The organism is Xenophilus azovorans DSM 13620, assembly GCF_000745855.1.
GTDB classification, from domain to species: Bacteria; Pseudomonadota; Gammaproteobacteria; order Burkholderiales; family Burkholderiaceae_C; genus Xenophilus; species Xenophilus azovorans.
Window position 1 is genome coordinate 87,811 of sequence record NZ_JQKD01000004.1, and the last position, 22,116, is coordinate 109,926.

The window sequence follows — 22,116 nt, forward strand, 5'->3', positions numbered from 1 at the left end:
TTCAGGCCGCCTTGAACTTGGGCAGCGTGATCTCGTCGGTGACCGCCTCGAAGGCCACCGCCACGCGCTGGCCGATGCGCACCGAATCGACGTCCTCGGTGACGATGTTGGTCATCATGCGCGCGCCTTCGTCGAGCTCGACCACCGCCACCACATAGGGCGCGTCGGCCTTAAAGGCCGGGCCGGCCGGGCGTCGCGCCACCGTGTAGCTGTAGATGCTGCCGGTGCCACGGGCGTCGGACCACTCCAGCGCGTCGCTGTGGCAGTGCGGACACAGTGCGCGCGGGTAGAAGTGGTGCCGTCCGCAGTCGCGGCAGCGCTTGAGGATCAGGCGGCGCTCCTTCAGCGCGGCCCAGTAGGGCGCGCTCTCGGGGTCGACGACGGGCAGGGGCTTCTCGTACATGGCAGGTGGTCCGATGTCAGTGCGTCGAAAGAATGCAGGTGGCGCCGCTGGAGAGCGTGCCGCCGGTGCCGTGCACCAGCGCGGTGGCAGCGTCCTGCACCTGCCGCGGGCCGCACTCGCCGCGCAGTTGCCGAACGGCCTCGATCAGCAGGAAGATGCCGTACATGCCCGGGTGCGCATACGACAGTCCTCCGCCGTTGGTGTTCATCGGAAACGCGCCGCCCGGCGCCGTGCGCTGGTTGGCCACGAAGGCTCCGCCTTCGCCCCGCTTGCAGAAGCCTAGCGCCTCGAGCGTGAGCAGCACGGTGATGGTGAAGGAGTCGTAGACCTCGACCACGTCGATGCCGTCGGGCCGTACGCCAGCCATCGCGAAGGCCTCGCGGCCGGCGATCTCGGCGGCCGCCAGGCGCGCGAGGTCGGGCATCGCGGCAATCGTCCAGTGCGTGTGCGCCTCGCCATAGCCGCGCACGTGCACCGGCTTGCGGTGACCGATGGCGCGCGCGTGCTCGGCGGTGGTCATCACGACGGCGCCGGCGCCGTCGGTGACCAGGCAGGCGTCGAGCAGGTGCAGCGGGTCCGAGATCATCGGACTGGCCAGCACGTCGTCGATCGACAGCGGCCCGCGCATCGTCGCCGCCGGGTTCAGCGCTGCCCACCTGCGTGTGGCGACGGCGATCTCGGCCAGTTGCTGGGACGTGGTGCCGTGCTCATGCATGTGCCGCATGGCCGCCAGTGCATAGCCACCCACCGGTGTGGGCATGCCCCAGGGCGTCTCGTACTGCATCGTCAGCACCGAGGGCCGCCCCGCGAGGTTGCGGCTGGCCTCGCTGCGCTGCAGGCTACCGTAGGTGATCAGCGCCACCTCGCAGCGCCCAGCCTCGAGGGCCGTGGCAGCGTGCGCCACATGCGCCTCGAAGGCCGAGCCGCCGATGTTGGTGCCATCGACGAAGCGCGGCGCGAGGCCGAGGTACTCCGACAGCGTCACCGTGGCCAGCTGGCCCGGGCCCGGCACGCCCCACATGCCGGCGGTGAGCAGACCGTCCACCTCGCGCATGGCGATGCCCGCGTCGGCCAGCGCGTCGCGTGCGCACAGCGCCTGCGCCTGCAGCACCGACATCGGCGCCATCACCTTGCCGTCCTTCAACGGCAGGTCGGCCACGCCGACGATCACCGCCTCACGTTTGCCCATGACCGTGGCTCTCCTTCACAATGGCCGTCTGTCAAACAAATGTTAGGTTGAAGTGTATGACGTCCACACCGTCCCGGCAATCGCCCCGGCCATCGCCCCCGCTCTCCGCCGCCATCGCACTGGTCACCGGCGCCACCGCCTACATCGGCCGCGCCATCGCGCTCGAGCTGGCGCGGCGCGGCGCCCACGTGGTGGTCAGCGGGCGCAACGCTGCCGCCGGTCAGGCGGTGGCCAACGAGATCGCCGCCACCGGCGGGCGCGCCGAGTTCGCTGCTGCCGACCTGACCGATCGCGCCGCCGTGCAGGCGCTGGTCGGTGGCATCGTGCAGCGCCACGGCCGGCTGGACGTGCTGGCCGCCAGCGGCGCCGGCGCCAGCAGTGATTCGCTGGCCTTCAAGCTGTTCATGGACATGAGCGGCGAGGACTTCGACACCTACATCCGCTCGCACTGGCTGGCGCGCGCACACGTCATCCAGGCGGCCGCGGCGGCCATGCGCGCCAACCAGCACGGCAAGATCGTCGCCATCGGCACCGACGCCGGCCGCGTGGCCACGGTGGGCGAGTCGTTCATCGGTGGCGCCACCGGCGGCATGATGCAGATGTGCCGCGTGCTGGCGCGCGAACTTGGCCGCGACGGCATCCGCATCAACGCGGTGGCGATGAGCTACATCGCCGACGCCGAGCCGCGCTGGGGCGGCGCCTCGCCGGAGCTGGCGAGCCACGAGCGCGGCATGCTGCAGCAGTTGAAGAAGCGCATGCTGTTCCCGGTGCACTGCGCCGACATCGCGCAGGCGGCGGCCTTCTTTGCCGGGCCCGAGTCGGACGCGATCACCGGGCAGACGCTCAGCGTCAACGGCGGGCTGAGCACGCCGGGCTGAGCGGGGCGGGTAGCCGAGCGCCGGCAGCGTCGCTCAGCCGCCGTGCGCGGCCTTCACGGCTGCCCGGTCGACCGCGCCGGCGGCGGTGCGCGGCAGCCGCTCGACGAAGACCACGTGCTTGGGCTTCTTGTAGCGCGCGATGCGCTGGCCGACGAACTCGATCAGCGCCTCGCTCGCGACGCTCGTGCCCGGCCTGGCCTCGCAGACGGCCTTCACCGCCTCGCCCCACTGCGCGTCGGGCACGCCGAACACCACCGCGGCGGCCACCGCCGGGTGCTCGGCGAGGGTGCGTTCCACTTCGGCCGGGTAGACGTTCTCGCCGCCCGGCTTGATCAGTTCCTTGGCCGGCGAGCGCCCCGTGTACCAGAGGTAGCCGTCGGCATCCAGGCGCCCCATGTCGCCGGTGTGGTGCCAGCCGTTGCGCAAGGTGAACGCGTTGTCTGGATCGCGCTGCCAGTAGCCCAGGAACACCATCGGGCCGCGCACGACGATCTCGCCGGTGGCGCCAGTGGGCAAGGAATGGTCTTCGTCGTCGACGATGGCCACGACGTGGCCGTCCGCTGGAAGCCCGGCGCTGCCCGGGCGTTCGGACAGCCGCGCCGTGGAGATCGAGCCCGAGGTCTCGGTCTGCCCGTAGCCGACCCAGAACTCGGCGTGCGGGCAAGCGGCGGCAAATCGCGCCAGCGTCTCGGGCGACTCCAGTCCGCTGACCACGCGCAGCGCCTTCAGCGCCGACCCGGCCGCCGCCGCCGCGTCCAGCACGCCGGCCAGCATGGGCGGGAACGATCCCATCACGCTGCCGCCTTCGCGCTCGATCGCCTCCACCACCGCCGTCGGGTCGAAGCGCGGCAGCACGATCGTGGAGCCGCCGGCCGCCTGCAGTGCCATCCACATCGCGATCCCGGCGATGTGGAACAGCGGCAGCACGCCCACATGCACGTCCTGCGGCGTCAGCCCCCAGCCCTGCGCGGCGCGTGCCGCGCCCTCGAGCAGGCCGCGGTGCGACAGCAGGGCACCACGCGCCTTGCCGCCGACGGCTGCGGTGTGGACGATGAGCAGCCCGGCGGTGTCGTCGATGACGGCCGGCGGTGGCGCAGCGCCATCCCGGTACAGCGTGGCCGCTGCCGGCCAGCCGGCCGCGTCGACCCCGGCGGAAAACGTGCGCATGGCGGAGAGATCGGCGTTCGCCAACGACGCCAGGAGGTCGGGCGCCGCGATCACCACCCGGGGCGCGGTGTCGGCCAGCACATGGGCCACCTCGTCGGCCGCCAGGCGCCAGTTCACCGGCACGACGATGGCGCCCAGGCGCGCAGCGGCGCCGAACAGGTCCAGGTAGAGCGCTCCGTTGTGGGCGACGATGGCGATGCGGTCGCCTGCGGACACCCCGGCGGCGGCCAAGCCGCAGGACAGCCGTTGCACACGCTGGGCGTACTCGGCGTGCGTCACGCGGACACCGTCGGCGCTGTAGGCCGTGCGCCGCCCGTGCAGGCGGGCGTTGCGCTCGATCCGATCGAACAGGGTGAAGGAGCGAAGGCTCACGCGGTGCTCTCCTTGGGCGTTGCAGACGCTGCCGTAGCGCCCGCGCGGGCGGCGGGCATGGCGGTGTCGAGGAAGTCGATCAGGCTCGCCGTGAACACGTCGTTGGCGTCGCCGGCCACCATGTGGCCGGCCTGGGCCAGCTCATAGAAGCGCGCGCGCGGGAACTCGGCGCAAAAGCGCGCCGCCCCGGCGGCGCTGATGACGTCGCTGCGGCCGCCCCGCACCAGCGCCACCTGCCCGCGGTAGCGCGCGAGCGAGCGCGCGAGGTAGTCCGGGTCGTTGCGGTGGCTGTGGTTCTCGTCGTTCATGAGCCGCGGATCCCAATGCCACACCCAGCGCCCGGCGGCGTTGCGTCGCAGGTTCTTGCCCAGCCCGCGCGGATGCGCCTGCACCGGCCGGCCTCGGTAGGCCGCGATGTGTTGCGCCGCCTCTTCGAGCGAGGCGAACCCGTCGGGGTGGGCGCGCATGAAGCCGACGATGCGATCGACCCCCGCCGATTCGAGCCAGGGGCCCACGTCCACCAGCGCCAGCGCGGCAACGGCCGGTGCATCGGCGCGGCCGACCAGCGCCATGCCGATCATGCCGCCGAGCGACGCGCCGACGATGGCCAGCGGCGAACCGAGTTCACCGCACAGCCGCGCCACATCGGCCGCCAGCTTGTCGACGTGGTAGTCGCCCTGAGGCGACCACGCCGATTCGCCATGGCCCGGCAGGTCCAGCGCCACCGCGCGCCAGCCGGCCCGCGTCAGCGCCAGCGCCGTGCCCTGCCAGGCATGGCGGGTCTGGCCCCCGCCGTGCATCAGCAGCACGGTCGGCGCCTGCTGCGGCCCGGCGACATCGGCCACCCAGGCGCCGCCGTCGAAGCCCGCAAACTCGACGCGCTGCGCCCGCGCCGCAGGCCCTTCAGTTGGCGGCGCCAGGGCTCACCTCCTGCTCGAAGTCGCCGCCGCCGGCATTGCTCATCCAGCTTTCGAAGGCGGGGTAGGTCTGCGCGAAGACGGCGAGCATCTCGCGCCGGGGAATGTCGGCAAAACTGCCGCGCTCGCGGATGTATTCCATGTGGCGGCGACCCTGCGTGTCGAACTCGTGGAAGATCGAATCGGCCGTGCCGTCGAACTCCAGCGGCTTGACGCCGGCCTTCTCGCACAAGGCCAGATTGAAGGCCGGCGTCGCCTTGACCCATTGGCCGTTGATCAGCAGTTCGGCGAAGCCGTGGAACGCGAAGACATCGGTCTTCATCATCGCCAGCAGCCGCGGGCTCGTCAGGTGGTTGCGCACGTCGGCGAAGCCCAGGCGCGCCGGAACGCCCATCGCACGCGCCGATGCCGCGAGCAGCGCCGCCTTCGGCACGCAGAAGCCGCGGCCGTTGGCGATGACGTGGCTGGCCTTGAGCCCCTGTTCCGACATGTCGAAGAAATACGGGTCGTAGCGAAAGCCGTCGCGCACCGCGTAGTACAGGCGCACGGCGATTTCGCGCGCGGGCATCGAGCTGCTCACGTGTTCGCGCGCGAAGGCCTGGACCGCGGGGTGATCGCTGTCGACGCAGCGCCCGGGCGCAAGGTAGAGGTCGGGGGAAGGGTTCGAAGCGCTGGACATGCGGGTGGGCGGCAAGCGGTGGAGGGAGGCGGCGCAGCGCGGCTCGGCGCTGCCTGTTCGACGCTGCGGGCAAACCCGTAGCGCATTGCAGCGACGATACCCGTCGCAAAGCGCTAGGATAGCATACCTATCGAACATTCGTTAGTTGCCTCACAGCTCAACTGGATTGCGATGCGCCCGTCGACACCCGCGTTCCCCCATCTGCTCGCCCCTCTGCAGGCCGGGCGCCACACCCTGCGCAACCGCACGCTGATGGGCTCCATGCACACCGGCCTGGAGCACCTGGATGGCAGCACGGCGCGCCTGGCCGCCTTCTACGCCGAGCGCGCGCGCGGCGGTGCCGGCCTGATCGCCACCGGCGGCTACGCCATGAACTCCGAGGCCCGGCTGGATGAACACGGACCGATGCTGGCCACGCCCGAGCAGGCCGACGCCTTGCGCCCGATCCCCGACGCGGTGCATGCCGAGGGCGGCAAAATCGTGCTGCAGGTCCTGCATACCGGCCGCTACGGCAAGATCGGCAACCTTGTCGGCGCCTCGGGCATCCCCTCGCCCATCAACCGACGCGTGCCGCGCACGCTGGCCACGGAGGAGGTCTGGCGCACCATCGATGACTACGTTCGCTGTGCCGAGTTGGCCGTGCACGCCGGCTTCGACGGCGTGGAGGTGATGGGCTCCGAGGGCTACCTCATCAGCCAGTTCAGCACCACGCGCTGCAACGACCGCAGCGACGAGTTCGGCGGCAGCGTCGAGAACCGCCACCGCCTGCCGGTGGAGATCGTGCGGCGCACGCGCGAGCGCCTGGGGCCGCAGGCGCTGATCATGTACCGCCTGTCGGCGCTCGACCTGGTGGACGGCGGCGCGCCGGCCGACGAGGTGATCGCGCTCGCCCGCGCCATCGAAGCCGCCGGCGCCGACCTCATCAACACCGGCTTCGGCTGGCATGAAGCCAAGGTGCCGACCATCGCCTACCTCGTGCCCCGCGCGGCCTTCCGCACCGTCGGAGCGCGCATCAAGCGCGCGCTGAAGATTCCGCTGATCCTGTCCAACCGCATCAACACGCCGGAGGTGGCCGAGGACATCATCGCGTCGGGCGACGCCGACATGGTGTCGATGGCGCGCCCCTTCCTCGCCGACGCCGATTTCGTGCGCAAGGCCGCGGCCGGCCGGCCGCAGGCCATCAACACCTGCATCGCCTGCAACCAGGCCTGCCTGGACTTCATCTTCACCGGCAAGCCCACGTCGTGCCTGGTGAACCCGCGCGCCGGGCGCGAGCTGGAGTTCGCCGCCATGCCCGCGCCGAAGGCGAAGCGCCGGGTGGCGGTGGTGGGCGCCGGCGCGGCCGGCCTGGCCTGCGCAGTCACGGCCGCCGAACGAGGCCACGCCGTCACCCTGTTCGAGGCCGGAGCGGCCATTGGCGGCCAGCTCAACCTGGCGCGCGCCGTTCTCGGCAAGGAAGAATTCCATGAGCTGCTGCGCTACTTCGACACGCGCGTGGCCGAGCAGGACGTGCAGCTGCGGCTGGGCGTGCGCCCGACCGCCGCCGAGATAGCCGCCGGCGGCTTCGACCGCGTTGTGGTCGCCACTGGCGTGCGTGCGCGCTGGCCCGACATCGCCGGCATCGACCACCCCAAGGTCGTCGGCTACGCCGAGCTGCTGTCGGGGCGCCGCACTGCGGGCCGACGGGTGGCCGTCATCGGCGCAGGCGGCATCGGCTTCGACGTCGCCGAATACCTGCTGCACGCCGAGTGTGATCCCGCGGCCGATCCGCAGGACCCGGGGCAGGCCCCTGAGCAGCCGGGTGGCGACGGCGCTGCGAACCAGTTCTTCGCCGACTGGGGCGTCGACCTCGCCGAGCAGAACCCGGGCGGGTTGCGCGAGCCGCATCGCCCCGCCCCCTGGCGCTCGGTGACGCTGCTGCAGCGCAAGCCCAACAAGCCCGGTGCCACGCTGGGCCTCACCACCGGCTGGGCGCTGCGCGCGCGCCTGGAGCAGCGCGGGCTGAAGGCGCTGAGCGGATGCACCTACGAGCGCATCGACGATGCCGGGCTGCACCTGCGCATCAACGGCGAGCCGCGGCTGCTGGAGGTTGACACGGTGGTCGTGTGCGCCGGCCAGGAGCCCGAGGCCGGATTGGCTGACGAGCTGCGCGAGCTCGGCGTCGAGCCGGCGGTGATCGGCGGCGCCGAGCTCGCGGCCGAACTCGACGCGCTGCGCGCCATCGACCAGGGCACGCGCCTGGCCATGACGTTTTGAGTTTGGAGCGCCCCGACGATGGACTTTACCGACAACCGCGAGCACGAGGCGATCCGCGAAGCGATCGGCAAGATCTGCGATCGTTTCGGCGACGATTACTGGCTCGCGCACGACCGCAACGGCGGCTTCCCATTCGAGCTGTACGACGCGCTCGCCGCCGGTGGCTGGCTGGGCATCTGCATGCCGGCCGAGTACGGCGGCAGCGGCATGGGCATTTCCGAGGCCACCGTGATGATGGCCGCCATCGCGCGTTCGGGCGCGGGCCTGTCGGGCTGTTCGTCGGTGCACATGAACATCTTCGGCTTGCAGCCGGTCGTGGTGTTCGGCACCGACGAGCAGAAGCGCCGCATGCTGCCGCCGCTGATCGCCGGCCAGCACAAGGCCTGCTTCGCGGTGACCGAGCCGAACACCGGCCTCAACACCACCAAGCTCAAGACGCGCGCCGAGCGCAGCGGCGAGCACTACGTGCTGAGCGGCCAGAAGGTGTGGATTTCCACCGCGCAGGTCGCCAACAAGATGCTGATCCTGGCGCGCACGACGCCAGTGGAACAGTGCGCCAAGCCCACGCTGGGGCTGAGCCTGTTCTATACCGACCTCGACCGCCGGTTCGTCGAGGTGCGCGAGATCGAGAAGATGGGCCGCCACGCGGTGGACTCCAACCAGCTCTTCATCGACGGCCTGAAAGTGCCGGTGGAAGACCGCATCGGCGAAGAAGGCCGGGGCTTCGAGTACATCCTGCACGGCATGAATCCGGAGCGCATCCTGATCGCCGGCGAGGCGGTCGGGCTCGGGCAGGCCGCGCTCGAACGCGCCACCCGCTACGCGCGCGAGCGCATCGTCTTCGACCGCCCGATCGGCCAGAACCAGGCCATCCAGCATCCGCTGGCGCAGAGCTGGATGGAGCTGGAAGCGGCGTGGCTGATGGCGATGCGCGGGGCCTGGAAGTACGACCAGAAGCTCGACTGCGGCGCCGATGCCAATGCCGCCAAGTACATGGCCGCGGAAGCCGGCTTCGCCGCCTGCCAGCGCGCCATGGCCACGCTGGGCGGCTTCGGCTACGCCAAGGAGTACCAGGTCGAACGTTATCTGCGCGAGATGCTGATCCCGCGCGTCGCGCCGATCAGCCCGCAGCTGATCCTGTGTTTCATCGCCGAGAAAGTACTCGGCCTGCCCAAGTCGTATTGATCGACAAGCTTTCGCCTCATGACCGCTGCCACCCTGGCCTCACCGGCCGATCGATTCGAAGAACGCGCCCTGCTGCGCGCGAGTGCCTCTGCCTTCGTCGGCAAGGAAGCTCCCGCCTCCCGTTCCCGCGCCCTGCGCGGCAAGGCCCCCGGGTTCGACCTGCGGTTCTGGGCGGCGCTGGCCCAGCAGGGCTGGACCGGGTTGCTCGCGCCGGAGTCGGCCGGTGGTTATGGTCAGGGCCTGACCGAAATGGCCGAGGTGGTCTCGGCGCTGTCGGCGCAGGCAGCGCCCGAGCCGGTGACGCCGGTCATCGTGTTCGCCGGTCGCCTGCTGGCGCGCTGCGGTGACGGCGGCCTGGCCGCGCAACTGCTGGAACGGACGGCAGCGGGGCAGTTGCTGCCTGCCGTGGCCTGGCAGGAGGACGCCGCCGGGGCCGCCAGCTTCGACCGCCATGGCCACCCCGCAGAGCCGGCCGTTGTGTGTGCGCGCCACGAGTCCGGGCTGCGACTGAGCGGCCGCAAGCTGCATGTGCGGCCCGGAGCGGGCGCGAACGGCTACATCGTCACCGCGTCGTCGTCCGACGGTCTGGCGCTGGTCTGGCTGCCGGCCGAAGCCGTGGGGTCCGGCCGCGAACTGCAGCGCCAGGCCGACGGCAGCTTCGCGGCCCGCCTCGAACTCGACAACGTGGTTCTGCCAGCCAGCCACCTGCTGGCCAGCGGCGAGCGGGCGCGTGCGGCCTTCGCCGCCGCCTGCGACGAGACTCTCGTCATGGCCGGGGTGGAACTGCTCGCCTGCGCGCGTCGGATGCTGGACATGACCCTGGACTACCTGCGCACGCGCAAGCAGTTCGGCAAGCCGATCGGCAGCTACCAGGCCCTGCAGCACCGTGCCGTCGACCTGCTCATCCAGCGCGAGCTGAGCAGCGCGCTGCTCGAGCACGCGCTGGCCGAGCTCGACCGCGGCATCACCGGCGACGAGCGCGCGCAACTGGCGGCGCGCGTGAAGGCGCGCTGCTCGGAGGGGGCGCTGACCATCGGACGCGAGGCGGTGCAGATGCACGGCGCGATCGGCGTCACCGACGAACACGACCTCGGGCTCTACCTTCAGCGCGCGCTCGTGCTGTCAGCCTGGCTCGGCAACGCCGCGCAGCAGCGGCGCCGCTACGCCGCGCTGACACGAGACCATGGCGATGGCGGCAGCGCTGGCGCGGAGGGAACGGCACGATGAGCGCGTCGAGCATGGTCCGAGACTGGAACGCGATGGACACCGAGGCCTTCCGTGCCGAGGTGCGCGCCTTCTTCCAGCAGCACTACCCCGAACACCTGCGCTACCCCAAGCGGCGCCTGCGCTGGGACGAGATCCGCCCTTGGACGCTGAAGCTCGCCGCCCACGGCTGGCTCGCCCCGAGCTGGCCCGCGCGGCACGGCGGGATGGGGCTGGCGCCGGACAAGCTGATCGCGTTCATCGAGGAGCAGGAGCGCCACGGCGTGACCCGCGCCCCCGACATGGGCATCCAGATGGTCGGCCCGCTGCTCATCCAGCACGGCACCGACGCGCAGCGCGCCCACTACCTGCCGCGCATCCTGGCCTGCCAGGACATCTGGTGCCAGGGCTACTCGGAGCCGAACTCCGGCTCCGACCTCGCCAGCCTGCGCACCGAGGCGGTGGCCGACGGCGATGACTTCATCGTCACCGGGCAGAAGATCTGGACCACGCTGGCGCAGGACGCAACCCACATCTTCCTGCTCGTGCGCACCGACAAGGCGGCCAAGAAGCAGGAAGGCATCAGCTTCCTGCTCGCCGACATGGGCAGCCCCGGCATCACGGTGCGGCCCATCCGCAACATCGCGGGCGCTGAAGACTTCTGCGAGGTCTTCCTCGACAAGGTGCGTGTCCCGCGCGCCAACATCGTCGGCGAGCTGAACAAGGGCTGGACGACTGCCAAGGCGCTGCTCGGCTTCGAGCGCATCTTCCTGGGCAGCCCCAAGCAGAGCCAGTACGCGCTGTCGCGCGTCGAAGAGGCCGCAGCGGCGCTGGGGCTGCTCGACGATCCGGTGTTCAGCGACCGCTTCACGCAGCTGGCGCTGGACGTGGCCGACCTGGGCACGCTCTACGCGCGCTTCGTCGAGCAGGTCAAGCGCGGCGAGGCACTTGGCCCCGAGGTCTCGATGCTCAAGATCTTCGCCACCGAAACGTACTCGCGGCTGGCCAACCTGCTGGTCGAGATCGCCGGCGCCAGCGGCGGCACGCCGGGCGACGTGCCCACCGACGGCGGCACGATCGATGTGCTCACCACCTTCTACAACGCGCGCCCGGCCACGATCTACGGCGGTAGCAACGAGGTCCAGCGCAACATCCTGGCAGGCGCGGTGCTTCAGCTTGCCAGCTGATCGCGCGCACGCCGTCCCCCATTCGTTCATCCGCACAAAGGAAACATCGCCGTGCACAAAGGCAGCATGCTGAAAGACAAGGTGGCCGTGGTCACCGGATCGGGCCGGGGCATCGGCCGCGACATCGCGCTCGAGATGGCCGCCCAGGGCGCCAAGGTCGTCGTCAACGACATCGGCGCCTCGGTCGCCGGCGAAGGCCAGGACGCGAGCCTGGGCCAGCAGGTGGTCGACGAGATCAAGGCCATGGGCGGCCACGCCGCGCTGTCCACCGACAGCGTGTCCACCTGGGCTTCGGCCGGCCGCATCGTGCAGTGCGCGCTGGACCACTTCGGCCGCATCGACATCGTCGTCAACAACGCCGGCATCCTGCGCGACCGCTTCTTCTTCGCCATGTCGGAAGAAGAGTGGAAGGCCGTCATCGACGTGCACCTCAACGGCTGCTTCTACGTCTCGCGCGCGGCAGCCACGCACTTCAAGGCCCAGAACTCGGGCGCCTACGTGCACATGACCTCCACCTCGGGCCTGATCGGCAACTTGGGCCAGGCCAACTACGGCGCGGCCAAGCTGGGGATCGTCGCGCTCTCGCGCTCGATCGCCGGCGACATGAAGCGCTACAACGTGCGCTCCAACTGCATCTCGCCGTTCGCGTGGAGCCGCATGATCGGCTCGATCCCGACCGACACGCCCGAGCAGCAGGCCCGCGTGGAGAAGCTCAAGAAGCTCGACACCGCGCAGATCGCGCCGATGGCCGCCTTCCTGGCCAGCGACGCTGCGGCCGAGGTCACCTCTCAGATCTTCGCCGTGCGCGGCAACGAGATCTTCCTGATGAGCCAGCCGCGGCCCGTGCGCGGCATGCACACCTCCGAGGGCTGGACGCCCGAGACGATCGCCGAGCGCGTGCTGCCCGCGATGAGGCCCAACTTCTTCCCGCTCGAGAGCTCGGCCGTCGTGTTCTCGTGGGATCCCGTCTGAATTCGCCCCCTCCCCTTCCAGCTTCTTGCACAAGGAATGCTTCAATGAACTACGCCGACTTCCAGTTCCTCAAGTTCGACGCCAAGCCCAACGGCGTACTGCTGATCACCATCAACCGCCCCGAGGTGATGAATGCCACCAACGGCCGCCTGCACTGGGAACTGACCAAGGTATGGGGCGTCGTCAACGACGACCCCAAGACCAAGGTGGCGGTGATCACCGGCGCCGGCGACCGCGCGTTCTCGGCCGGCGGCGACCTGTCCTGGATCACCAACATGGTCGGCAACGCCGAGACCATCAACATGGTGATGAACGAGGCCTCGGACATCGTCTACAACGTGATGGCCTGCGACAAGCCGGTGATCTCGGCCATCAACGGCGTGGCGGTCGGCGCCGGCCTGGCGGTGGCAATGATGGCCGACATCAGCATCATGGCCGAGGAAGCCAAGATCACCGACGGCCACGTCAAGCTCGGCGTCGCCGCCGGCGACCACGCGGCCATCTGCTGGCCGCTGCTGTGCGGCATGGCCAAGGCCAAGTACTACCTGATGACGGCCGAGTTCGTCTCGGGCAAGGAGGCCGAGCGCATCGGCCTGGTCAGCCTGTGCGTGCCTCGCGCCCAGCTGATGGACAAGGCGATGGAAGTCGCCGACAAGCTCGCCGCCGGCAGCCAGCAGGCGATCCGCTTCACCAAGCGCTCGCTCAACGGCTGGATGAACATGGCGCGGCCGATCTTCGAGAGCTCGCTGGCGATGGAGATGCTGTGCTTCCTGGGCGAGGATGCCAAGGAGGGCGTCGCCGCCGTCAAGGAGAAGCGCGCTCCCAACTTCCCTTCGGCCAATCGCTGAGTTTCCAGGAGGCAACGCCATGGACTTCGCCCTGAGCCAGGAACAGCGTATGGTCTACGAGTACGGCGACCGCGTGTCGCAGCGCTTCGACCATGCGTACTGGAAGAAGTACGCCGAGAAGAGCGAGCCGCCGGCCGAGCTGTACAAGCAGATCACCGGCGACGGCTTCCTCGGCATCATGGTGCCCGAGGCCTACGGTGGCGCCGGCCAGGGCATGACCGAGATGCTGCTGTTCATGGAGGGCCTGGCCAACAACGGCATCCCGCTGCTGAACCTCGTGGTCGGCCCGACGATGACCATGGGCCTGATGGCCAAGCACGCCAGCGAGGCGATGAAGCGCCGACTGCTGCCGGGCGGATGCGCCGGCGAGATCCGCTTCTGCTTCGCGATCACCGAGCCGAACGCCGGCTCGAACTCGATGGAGATCACCAGCATCGCCAAGACCGACGGCAAGGGCGGCTTCCGGCTGACCGGGCAGAAGGTCTTCATCACCGACGCCAACCACGCCGACTACGCGATGGTGGTCACCCGCACCACGCCGCGCGCCGACGTGAAGAAGAAGACCGACGGCTTCACCATCTTCATGGTCGACATGAAGAAGAAGGGCATCAGCAAGACGCTGATCCCGGTGGCCTTCCCGGTGCCCGAGACGCAGTGGCAGGTGTTCTTCGACGACGTGGCGCTGACCGAGGATGACGTGCTCGGCGAGGTCGGCAAGGGTTTCGGCATCCTGTTCGACACGCTCAACCCGGAGCGCATCATCCTGGCGGGCCTGTGCACCGGCGTCGGCCGCTTCGCGCTCAAGAAGGCGGTGGCCTATGCCAACGACCGCAAACTCTTCAACAAGACGCCGATCGGCGCCTACCAGGGCGTGCAGCATCCGCTGGCCATCGCGCGCAGCGAGATCGAGATGGCCTCGCTGATGGCGCTGAAGGCGGCCTGGGCCTTCGACCAGGGGCTGCCGGCGGGCGAATTCGCCAACATCGCCAAGTACGCCGGTGCCGAAGCCGGCATCCACGCGGTGGACGCCACCATCCAGACCCACGGCGGCAACGGCTTCACCAAGGAGTACGGCATCTACGACCTGTACGGCCTGGTGCGGCTGCTGCGCACCGCGCCGCTGAACCGCGAGATGGTGCTGAACTACATCGCCGAGCACGTGATGGGATTGCCACGCTCGTATTGAGAGAGCTGCACGGGAGCTTCGAATGGACCGTTCGCGTCGCCACTGCCTGCTCGGCGGCCTTGCCGCTGCGCTGCTGCCCCGGGCCGCTGGCGCGCAGGAAGCCGCCTATCCATCGCGCCCGCTGCGTTTCCTGGTCGGCTTCGCCCCCGGCGGGCCGGCTGACGGCGTGACGCGCCTGTTCGCGAGCCGCCTGCAGGCGCAGCTCGGCCAGACCGTCATCGTCGAGAACGTGCCGGGCGCCGGCAGCACGCTGGCCGTCGCGCGCTTGTCGAAGATGGCCGCCGACGGCTACGCGATCGGTTTTGCGCACACGGCGTCGCTCAGCATCGGGCCGAGCCTGTACAAGAGCGTCGGCTACGAACCACTCAAGGACCTCACGCCAGTGGCCAAGGTCTGCGACTACGTCAACGTGCTGGCGGTGCGCGCCGACAGCCCCTGGCGCTCGCTGGCCGACCTGCTCGCGGCCGCGCGTGCGCAGCCCGGCACGCTGAGCTACGGCTCGGCCGGCATCGGTTCGACCAACCACCTGAGCGGCGAACTGCTCGCGGCCAAGGCCGGCGTGAAGCTCACGCACGTGCCCTACCGCGGCACGGCGCTGGCGATCAACGACCTGATGGGCGGCGCCCTGCAGTTCGTCTTCGACGCGCCCAACAGCGCGGGGCCGCTGGCGGCCGCCGGCAAGCTGCGCCTGCTGGCCGCGACGGGGCGCAGCCGCCACAAACTCTACCCCGACCTGCCCGCCATCGCCGAGACCGTGCCCGAGTATGAGTTTCGGGGCTGGATGGGCGTGGTGGCGCCGCCCGGGTTGCCGCCGGGCGTTCACCAACGGCTGACACGCGAACTGGAGTTGGCCGCCGCCGCGCCGGACACGGGCAAGCGCCTCGCGGCGCTGGGCCTGGACGTGGCGTTCGCCGGGCCCCAGGAGATGACGCGGGTGATCGCCGCGGAGATCGCGTTGTGGGACCCGCTGACAAAGTCACTCAACCTCAGCGCGCAGTAGCACCGATCGTATGCGTCCGCTGGGCGCATCGATGGCGGAGTCCGGAATGCGATACCTGCTGGCGCTTGCGCCGGGCTCAGTGCCCTTCGAAGCGCGGCACGCGGCGTTCGGCCATCGCCTTGACGCCTTCGGCGAAATCCGCGGTCTTGAAGTGCGCGTTCTGCTCGATGCTTTCGCGCGCCACCGCCAGGCGGAACTGTTCCACGAACCCGGCGCGCAGCGTCGCACGAGTGGACTGCACCGCGATCGGCGACGATACCGCGATCTCCGCGGCCAGTTCGATGGCCTTCGCGCGCACCTGCGCCTGCTCGACCAGCCTGTCGGCCAGGCCGATGCGCAACGCCTCTTCGCCGCCGATGCGCCGCCCGGTGTAGAACAGCAGCGCGGCCTGCTGCGCGCCGACAAGCCGCGGCAGCGTGAACGACAGTCCGAAGCCGGGGTGGAAACCGAGGCGGTTGAAGTTGACCGAGAAGCGCGCCTCGGCGCAGGTGACGCGGAAGTCGGCCACCAGCGCGAGGCCCATGCCGCCGCCGATGGCCGGGCCATGCACCGCCGCCACCACCGGCTTGGCGCACGAGACGAGGCGGATCGCCTCGAAGTACAGCGGGTTCACCGCGCGCGGGCTCTTCTGCGGCGGCGTGGCGTCGCGGTTGGCGAAGTTGGCACCGGCGCAGAACGAACTGCCCTGCGCGCACAGCACGATGGCGCGGCAGCGCGGGTCGGCGTCCAGCGCCTCGAACGCGTCGGCCAGGCCCTGGATCATCGGGATGTCGAAGAAGTTGTGCGGCGGGCGGCGGATCTCCACCAGTGCCACGTTGCCTTCGAAATCCACGCCCACGATCGGGCTGCCCGCAGTGTCGTTCATCGTCGCTCCTCGCTGCTGTCGATGGGGACATCGTAGCCCAAACGGCCGCGTTACCTAACAACCGTTTGGCTATACTGGACCACGCAACCACGGCCACTGCGGCCACTTCGAGGAGCTCGTCCATGGGCAACGACCGCGTGCCGACCATCGCCGATGCGCTTGCCGACTTTGTCGCGTCGCTGCGGCCGAACGACATTCCCGAGCCCGTGCGCGAACGCGCCCGCCACCTGATCCTCGACGCCGTCGGCATCGCCCATGCGTCCACGCACTACGAGTTCGCGCACCGCTCCCTGTCGGCGGCGCAGGAACTGTCGGGCGGCGCTGGCGCCACGCCGGTGATCGCGTTGGCCGCGCGCCTGGCGCCGCGCGACGCGATGCTGATGAACGGCCTGCTGATCCACGGCCTGGACTACGACGACACGCACGCCGCCGGCGTCATCCATGCCACCGCCAGCACGTTCCCGTGCGCGCTCGGGACCGCCGCGCTGGCCGGCGCGGACGGCGAAGCGCTCCTGGACGCCTACGTGGCCGGCATGGAGGTCGGCGCGCGGCTCGCCTCGGTGTCCAAGGGTGGCTTCCATCAGGTCGGTTTCCACCCCACGGGCCTGGTCGGCGCGTTCGCCTGCACACTGGTTGCCGGGCGGCTGCTCGGGCTCAACGCGGCGCAGCTCGCATCGGCGCAAGGCATCGCGCTGTCGATGGGCTCGGGCAGCCTGGAGTTCCTGCAGGACGGCGCCTGGACCAAGCGCATGCACCCGGGCTGGGCGGCAGGCGCCGGGCTGACCGCGGCGACGATGGCGCGCCATGGCTTCGTCGGCCCCAGGCAGGCCTACGAGGGCCGCTTCGGCCTCTTCAACAGCCACCTCGGGCCGCTCGCGCGCGACGGCGACCTGGGCCTGGCCATCGCCGGCCTGGGCGAGGTGTGGGAACTGGCGAAGGTGAACGTCAAGCCGCTGCCGGCCTGCCACTTCACGCACGCCTGTGCCGACGCGGCGGCGATCCTGCGCGAACGCCACGGCCCGCGCCCGCAGCAGATCCGCAGCGTGCGCGCGCTCGTGCCGGCCGAGGTGGTGAAGACGGTGTGCGAGCCGGTGGCCACGAAGAAGCGCCCGCAGAACAGCTACGACGCGCAGTTCAGCATCCCCTACATCGTGGCGACGGCGCTGATCCGGGGCCGCTTCGGCCTGGCCGAGCTGGACGAATCGGCGCTGCGCGACGAAGCCACGCTCGCGCTCGCCGCGAAGGTGGAGTACGAGGTGGACCCCGACTCGCCCTTCCCGAAGTACTACTCGGGCGAAGTGATCGTCACGCTGGACGACGGGCGCGAACTGCGCCATCGCGAGCACGTCAACCGCGGCGGCGAGGAACGCCCGATCACGAACGCCGAGGTGGTGCGCAAGTACGACGAGAACATGGCGCTGGTCGCGTCGCCGGCGCGTGCGGCGCAGGTGCGCGAACGGGTGCTCGCGATCGGCAAGGGCTGCGCCGCCGCCGAGCTGCAGGCTGGGCTCGCGGCGCGCGGATGACGCGCACGATGGACGCTGGCAACGAAACCGACGGCGCGATCCTCGACGCGATCGACCGCTTCCTGCGCGTCGAGGTGCGCCCGCACGTGAAGCGGCTGGAGCAGGCCGACGAGTACCCGACGGCGATCGTCGAGGGCATGAAGGCGATGGGCCTGTTCGGCTGCATCATCCCGGTCGAGTACGGCGGCCTCGGCCTGAGCACCGCGACCTACGCGGCCGTGGTGGCGCGCATCGCGTCGGTGTGGATGTCGCTGTCGGGCATCATCAACTCGCACCTCATCATGGCCGCCGCGGTGCTGCGTAGCGGCACCGCGGAGCAGAAGCGTGAACTGCTGCCGCGCTTCGCCAGCGGCGAGCTGCGCGGCGGCATCGGCCTGACCGAACCCGACGCCGGAACCGACCTGCAGGCCATCCGCACCCGCGCCGTGCGCGACGGCGATTACTACGTCGTCAACGGCAACAAGACCTGGATCACCAACAGCGGCCAGGGCGGCTGCATCGCGCTGCTGGTCAAGACCGACCACGCGGCCGAGCCGCGCCACAAGGGCATGAGCCTGTTCATCGCCGAGAAGGGCCCGGGCTTCATCGTCTCGCGCAAGCTGAAGAAGCTGGGCTACCGCGGCATCGACACCTGCGAGCTGCGCTTCGACGACTACCGCGTGCCGGCCTCGCGGCTGGTCGGCGGCGTCGAGGGGCGCGGGCTGCAGCAGGTGCTGTCGGGCCTGGAACTCGGGCGCATCAACGTCGCCGCGCGCGGCCTGGGCGTGGCCACCGCGGCGCTCACCGACGCGGTGGCCTACGCGCAGCAGCGCAAGACCTTCGGCAAGCCGATCTGCGAGCACCAGGCCATCCAGTTGAAGCTCGGCGAGATGGGCACGCGCGTGGAGGCGGCCAAGCTGCTCGTGCAGTCGGCCGCGCGCGCCTACGACCGGGGCGAGCGCTGCGACATGGAAGCCGGCATGGCCAAGTACTTCGCCACCGAGGCGGCGATGGAGAATGCGCTGGAGTGCATGCGCATCCACGGCGCCTACGGCTACTCGCCCGAGTTCGACGTCGAGCGCTACTTCCGCGACGCGCCGCTGCTGCTGATCGGCGAAGGCACCAACGAGATGCAGCGCATCATCATCGCGCGCCAACTCGTGCAGCGGAACCCGGTGTGACGCATCGCCCGGGCATCGCGGCGGCCGTCATCGCCATGCTGGCGGCGCAGGCGCTGATGTCGGCCGCCACCGTGGCCCTGCCGGTGCTGGCGCCGAAGGCGGCTCCGGACCTCGGCGTGCCCGCGGCCTGGGTGGGGCTGTTCGTGGCGCTGGTGTACGGCAGCAGCATGGTGTGCGGCCTGGCCGGTGGCTCGCTGCTGCGGCGCTGGGGCGCCGTGCGGACCAGCCAGGTCAGCCTGCTGTGCGCTTGCGCCGCGCTGCTGCTGGTGGCGCTGCCCCATCCGCTGGCCACCGTGTCCGGCGCCCTGGTGCTGGGTCTCGGCTACGGTCCACTGAACCCGGCCAGTTCGCACCTGCTCGATCGCGTGGCACCACCGCAGCGGCGCGCCACGATCTTCTCGATCAAGCAGACCGGCGTGCCGCTCGGCGCGGTGCTGGCCGGCGCGCTGCTGCCCTCGCTGGCACTGGAGGCCGGCTGGCCGACGGCGGTGGCAGCGCTGGCCGCCGCCTGCGTCATGCTCGCGGCGCTGCTGCAGCCGCTGCGCGCGGCGTTCGACGATGACCGGCAGCCGCGCGCCCCCGTGCGGCTCTCGGACCTGGCGCAACCGGCGAAGCATGCATGGGCCGATCGCCCCGGCTGGCTGTTGGCCGCCAGTTCGTTCTGCTTCGCGGCGCTGCAATTGTGCCTGGGCACCTACCTGGTGACCTACCTCACCAGCCAAATGGGCTACGACCTCGTGCTCGCCGGCCTGGTGCTCGCCGCAACGCAGGCCGCCGGGGTCGCCGGCCGCCTGGTGGCGGGCGCCCTGGCCGACCGGCTGGGCGCCCGGCCCGTGATGGCGGGCATGGGCCTGTCGATGGCGGCCTGCGCGTTCGCCAGCGCAGGCGCCGCCGCGTGGCCGATGGCGGCCATGCTAGCGCTCTACATGCTGTTCGGCGCCAGCGCCATCGGCTGGAACGGCGTCTACCTGGCCGACGTGGCGCGGCGGGCACCGCCGGGCGGTGTGGGCACGGCCACGTCCGCGGCACTGGTCATCACCTTCGGCGGCGTGATGGCCGGCCCCGCGCTCTTCGGCGCACTACTCCAGCTGGGCCTCACCTATGGCACGGCCTTCATGGTGATGGGGCTTCCCGCGCTGGTCTGCGGCCTGCGCCTTGCGCGGGCCGCGGTCAGGCGCTGACGGGTGCCTGCCGCGTGCAGTGGAAGTCCGCCAGATCGGCGTCGTGCGCCGCTTGCCAGTAGTCCACCAGCCGCCAGGGCAGCACCGTGAAGACACGGCCGTGGCGATTGCGGTAGTAGGTGGACATGCCGGGATGCGACCAGATCAGCGTCTCGTGTTCGGCGTCGAAGCGGCGCTGGTAGTCGTCGAGCACCTGAGGCCGCACGTCGATCGCACCGACACCCTGCTCGGCCATGCGCACCAGGCAGGAGGTGATGTAGCGCGCCTGGCACTCGGACTGGAAGGTGATGCTGCCGCCGTGGCCGGAGGAAGTGCCCGGCCCGATCATGCAGAAGAAGTTGGGGAATCCGGGCACCATCACGCCGAGGTAGGCGCGCAGGTCATCGTCACCCCAGGCCTGCGCCAGGCTGCGCCCGCCGCGACCGATGATGTTCAGCCGCGCCGCCATCTCGGTGAGCTTGAAGCCGGTGGCGTAGACGATCACGTCGGCCTCGCGCAGCGTTCCGTCGGCGGTTTCGATGCCGGCGCCGGCGATGCGCCGGATCGGCTCGGTCACCAGTTCGACGCCGGGCTTCCTCAGCATGCGGTACCAGTCGTTGTCGAGCAGGATGCGCTTGCCGTAGGGCGGATAGTCCGGGATGCACTTGGCCAGCAGGTCGGGCCGGCCTTCCAATTCGGCGTGGATGAAGTCGGTCAGTTCGCGGCGGTGGCGGTCGTTGACTGCGTTGACGGCGCGCTGCGGGTGCGGCCAATCCGGGTCCTTTTTCAGCGTCTTGAGCAAACCGTCGCCGTAGCGCCAGAACATCGTGAAGCGGAACCACTCGGCGTAGTACGGCACGTGCGCCAGCAGCCACTGCGCCTCGGGCCCGATCGGATCACGATAACCGGGAATCGGGCGCGCCCATTGCGGCGAGCGCTGGTAGATGGCCAGCGAGCGCACCGTGTCGGCGATCTCCGGCGCGAGCTGCATCACGGTGGCGCCGGTGCCGATGATGGCCACGCGCCGGCCCTCGACCTTCAAGCCCTGGGGCCAGTTCGCCGAGTGGAAGCTCTCGCCCGCGAACGTGCCGGCGCCCTCGATGTGCGGCAGCTGCGGATCGCTCAGCTGGCCGATGGCGCTGACGAGGACGCGAGAGCGCAGCTCGCTGTCGCCTTCCGGCCCGCGCAGGCGCGCGACCCACTGCTGCGCCTCCTCGTCCCAGGTGGCGCCCATCAACTGGGTCGAAAGGCGGATGTGCCATCGCAAGCCCACAGCCTCGACAACCTGCCGCAGGTACGCCAGCACTTCCTCGCGGCGCGAGAAGTGGCGCGGCCACAGGAAGCGAGGCCCGAACGAGAATGAATAGGCGTGGTTGGGGGTATCGACCCCGCAGCCTGGATAGCGGTTGACGAACCACGCACCGCCCACGTCGCCGGCCTTCTCGACGATGGTGAACGGCACCCCCAGCTCGATCAGGCTGGCGCCCAGGGCGATGCCACTGACGCCAGCGCCAACGATCAACACATGGTCATCTCGTCCCGCGGGGCGCGTCACGCTCGCCGGCCAGCCGAGACGCCGCGGCACCAGCGCCATCTCTTCGCGCGTCAGGCGCGCGTACTCCGGCGGCACGCTCTCGCCCAGGCAGACGGACATCATGCGTTGCATCAGCGTGTCGCCAGGGTCGTGGATGGCGGGCGGGGTGCCGACTGCAAGCATCTCCACCGCCGCCTGCCGGATGCGCTGCTGCACGTCCGGCGGCAGCCCCGCGGCCGGGTCAGCGACCAGGTTCACGTCGCGTCGCGGGCAGAACGGTGGTTCAAGCCAGCCCAGATCGCCGCTGGCGTGAACCAGCACCATGAGCAGCACGCGCAGATCGGCAGCCGCCACGGCGCCTTCGAGCTGCTGATGGTCGATTCGTGCTCCGGTCATGGTGCTCCCAAGCCCCTTCGGTCACGGTAGGTA

19 protein-coding genes are annotated in these 22,116 nt (G+C 70.4%); 12 read left to right on the forward strand and 7 right to left on the reverse strand.

Features of this window, described 5'->3' with window-relative positions; translation table 11 throughout:
* Position 1: 1 nt before the first annotated feature.
* Positions 2-403, reverse strand: coding sequence for a Zn-ribbon domain-containing OB-fold protein (locus Q392_RS01830; protein WP_038200694.1), 402 nt, complete (start codon positions 401-403; stop codon positions 2-4).
* 16 nt (positions 404-419) lie between these two features.
* Entirely contained in the window at positions 420-1,592 is a 1,173-nt protein-coding gene (locus Q392_RS01835; protein WP_038200696.1) for an acetyl-CoA acetyltransferase, read from the reverse strand.
* Positions 1,593-1,648: 56 nt separating this feature from the next.
* Here Q392_RS01835 and Q392_RS01840 point away from each other — a divergent pair, with 56 nt between their 5' ends.
* The gene (locus Q392_RS01840; RefSeq protein WP_038200698.1) at positions 1,649-2,470 is read left to right on the forward strand and encodes an SDR family NAD(P)-dependent oxidoreductase; all 822 of its coding nucleotides are present in this window, start codon (positions 1,649-1,651) and stop codon (positions 2,468-2,470) included.
* Positions 2,471-2,503: 33 nt separating this feature from the next.
* Here Q392_RS01840 and Q392_RS01845 read toward each other — a convergent pair whose 3' ends face one another.
* From Q392_RS01845 to Q392_RS01855, 3 genes are read right to left on the reverse strand one after another with little or no spacing between them, the layout of a single operon-like run.
* On the reverse strand, positions 2,504-4,009 hold the full coding sequence (locus Q392_RS01845; RefSeq protein WP_038200699.1) for an AMP-binding protein: 1,506 nt from the start codon (positions 4,007-4,009) through the stop codon (positions 2,504-2,506).
* Positions 4,006-4,854 carry an alpha/beta fold hydrolase gene (locus Q392_RS01850; RefSeq protein ID WP_051952692.1) on the reverse strand — a complete coding sequence of 283 codons (849 nt, stop codon included), beginning with the start codon at positions 4,852-4,854 and terminating at the stop codon, positions 4,006-4,008. Before Q392_RS01850 ends, Q392_RS01845 begins: the two co-directional genes overlap by 4 nt.
* Positions 4,855-4,912: 58 nt before the next feature.
* Entirely contained in the window at positions 4,913-5,605 is a 693-nt protein-coding gene (locus Q392_RS01855; RefSeq protein WP_038200700.1) for a transglutaminase-like domain-containing protein, read from the reverse strand.
* A gap of 171 nt (positions 5,606-5,776) precedes the next feature.
* Here Q392_RS01855 and Q392_RS01860 point away from each other — a divergent pair, with 171 nt between their 5' ends.
* The 8 genes from Q392_RS01860 to Q392_RS01895 all read left to right on the forward strand — a co-directional run bounded on the left by Q392_RS01860 (position 5,777) and on the right by Q392_RS01895 (position 15,442).
* Positions 5,777-7,861 carry an NADPH-dependent 2,4-dienoyl-CoA reductase gene (locus Q392_RS01860; RefSeq protein WP_038200701.1) on the forward strand — a complete coding sequence of 695 codons (2,085 nt, stop codon included), beginning with the start codon at positions 5,777-5,779 and terminating at the stop codon, positions 7,859-7,861.
* An 18-nt stretch (positions 7,862-7,879) separates the two neighbouring features.
* Positions 7,880-9,046 carry an acyl-CoA dehydrogenase family protein gene (locus Q392_RS01865; protein ID WP_038200703.1) on the forward strand — a complete coding sequence of 389 codons (1,167 nt, stop codon included), beginning with the start codon at positions 7,880-7,882 and terminating at the stop codon, positions 9,044-9,046.
* 18 nt (positions 9,047-9,064) lie between these two features.
* Positions 9,065-10,273: an acyl-CoA dehydrogenase family protein gene (locus tag Q392_RS01870; RefSeq protein WP_051952694.1), complete on the forward strand. Its 1,209-nt coding sequence runs from the start codon at positions 9,065-9,067 to the stop codon at positions 10,271-10,273.
* Positions 10,274-10,284: 11 nt separating this feature from the next.
* The gene (locus Q392_RS01875) at positions 10,285-11,436 is read left to right on the forward strand and encodes an acyl-CoA dehydrogenase family protein (RefSeq protein WP_038200881.1); all 1,152 of its coding nucleotides are present in this window, start codon (positions 10,285-10,287) and stop codon (positions 11,434-11,436) included.
* 66 nt (positions 11,437-11,502) lie between these two features.
* Positions 11,503-12,408, forward strand: a complete 906-nt coding sequence (locus tag Q392_RS01880) for an SDR family NAD(P)-dependent oxidoreductase (RefSeq protein ID WP_038200882.1) — start codon at positions 11,503-11,505, stop codon at positions 12,406-12,408.
* Positions 12,409-12,452: 44 nt separating this feature from the next.
* The gene (locus Q392_RS01885; RefSeq protein ID WP_038200704.1) at positions 12,453-13,256 is read left to right on the forward strand and encodes an enoyl-CoA hydratase/isomerase family protein; all 804 of its coding nucleotides are present in this window, start codon (positions 12,453-12,455) and stop codon (positions 13,254-13,256) included.
* A gap of 19 nt (positions 13,257-13,275) precedes the next feature.
* On the forward strand, positions 13,276-14,442 hold the full coding sequence (locus Q392_RS01890; protein WP_038200705.1) for an acyl-CoA dehydrogenase family protein: 1,167 nt from the start codon (positions 13,276-13,278) through the stop codon (positions 14,440-14,442).
* A gap of 22 nt (positions 14,443-14,464) precedes the next feature.
* Positions 14,465-15,442, forward strand: coding sequence for a Bug family tripartite tricarboxylate transporter substrate binding protein (locus tag Q392_RS01895; protein WP_038200706.1), 978 nt, complete (start codon positions 14,465-14,467; stop codon positions 15,440-15,442).
* Positions 15,443-15,518: 76 nt separating this feature from the next.
* On the opposite strand, the gene Q392_RS01900 is transcribed toward Q392_RS01895, so the two are convergent.
* Entirely contained in the window at positions 15,519-16,307 is a 789-nt protein-coding gene (locus Q392_RS01900) for an enoyl-CoA hydratase/isomerase family protein (RefSeq protein WP_038200707.1), read from the reverse strand.
* 122 nt (positions 16,308-16,429) lie between these two features.
* Here Q392_RS01900 and Q392_RS01905 point away from each other — a divergent pair, with 122 nt between their 5' ends.
* Genes Q392_RS01905 through Q392_RS01915 form a run of 3 tightly spaced genes read left to right on the forward strand, consistent with a single transcriptional unit; the run spans position 16,430 to position 20,174 of the window.
* Positions 16,430-17,833, forward strand: coding sequence for an MmgE/PrpD family protein (locus Q392_RS01905; protein WP_051952695.1), 1,404 nt, complete (start codon positions 16,430-16,432; stop codon positions 17,831-17,833).
* Positions 17,834-17,841: 8 nt separating this feature from the next.
* Complete coding sequence (locus Q392_RS01910; protein WP_137949715.1) at positions 17,842-18,993, forward strand: acyl-CoA dehydrogenase family protein; 1,152 nt, start codon at positions 17,842-17,844, stop codon at positions 18,991-18,993.
* Complete coding sequence (locus Q392_RS01915; RefSeq protein WP_051952697.1) at positions 18,990-20,174, forward strand: MFS transporter; 1,185 nt, start codon at positions 18,990-18,992, stop codon at positions 20,172-20,174. The genes Q392_RS01910 and Q392_RS01915 overlap by 4 nt, the downstream gene beginning before the upstream one ends.
* On the opposite strand, the gene Q392_RS01920 is transcribed toward Q392_RS01915, so the two are convergent.
* The gene (locus tag Q392_RS01920; RefSeq protein WP_051952699.1) at positions 20,164-22,083 is read right to left on the reverse strand and encodes a flavin-containing monooxygenase; all 1,920 of its coding nucleotides are present in this window, start codon (positions 22,081-22,083) and stop codon (positions 20,164-20,166) included. The genes Q392_RS01915 and Q392_RS01920 overlap by 11 nt on opposite strands.
* Positions 22,084-22,116: the final 33 nt, after the last annotated feature.